Source organism: Psychrobacter sp. AOP5-GZ1-6, from assembly GCF_052376345.1.
GTDB lineage: Bacteria > Pseudomonadota > Gammaproteobacteria > Pseudomonadales > Moraxellaceae > Psychrobacter.
On record NZ_JBQSVP010000309.1, the window covers coordinates 1 to 817 of the forward strand.

The 817-nt window shown below is 42.5% G+C and carries 1 protein-coding gene; it reads left to right on the top strand.

From position 1 onward, the window contains the following. Positions 1 to 208: 208 nt before the first annotated feature. A partial coding sequence (locus tag ACT3RN_RS15945) for a patatin-like phospholipase family protein (protein ID WP_444518850.1) occupies positions 209 to 817 on the top strand: 609 nt, incomplete at its 3' end.

Genomic DNA, 817 nt, shown 5'->3' on the forward strand with positions numbered 1-817 from the left:
CACCTAGAATGACTAGGTATCAAAAATTTCACTGCATATTGTCTAAAAAATAGTCACTGCCAGCACCACATTTGAATATTCAACATGCCCTATATTACTTTTAAATGAAATCGACTATCGTCAAGATTATAAGGCTATGATGTTTAAATGTTCAATATACCCAAATGCCTTCTTTTCTATATTATGACAATTATATAAGGTTTTTTTTATGCTGATAACTGCGCTTCGCTCTGCATACAGCCATCGCCTGTTACTCATGCGGATGAGCACTCTATCCATCTTAGGAGTGGCTGTCAGCGCTTGTAGCACCCTAGCGCCAGCCACTATAACATCTGAGACGCCTGACGCACCTGAGATAAAGCCACTGAGTGTGGCACTCGTATTAGGCGGTGGCGGTGCTAAAGGCTTTGCTCATGTAGGCGTCATTAAGGCATTAGAAGAGAATGGTATTACACCCACGCTAATCGTTGGCACCAGCGTCGGTAGCTTAGTGGGTAGCCTATATGCTAGCGGCTATACACCTGTTCAGCTTGAGCACTTAGCACTCACCACCACAGATAATGAGCTAACAGACTTCACCTTGTCCAACCAAGGGTTTATCGAAGGCATCAAGCTCAAAAATTTTATTAACGCCAAAGTGAATGGTCAAGCAATAGAAGACTTTCCTATCCGCTTTGCGGCAATTGCTACCGAAAAAAACACGCCAAAAAAAGCAGTGTTTACCACTGGTAATGCTGGATTGGCTGTACAAGCATCTTGTAGCGTTCCCAATATCTTTATCGCTCCGCGTATTCCCGAAAAAATTGGTAAAAAATAT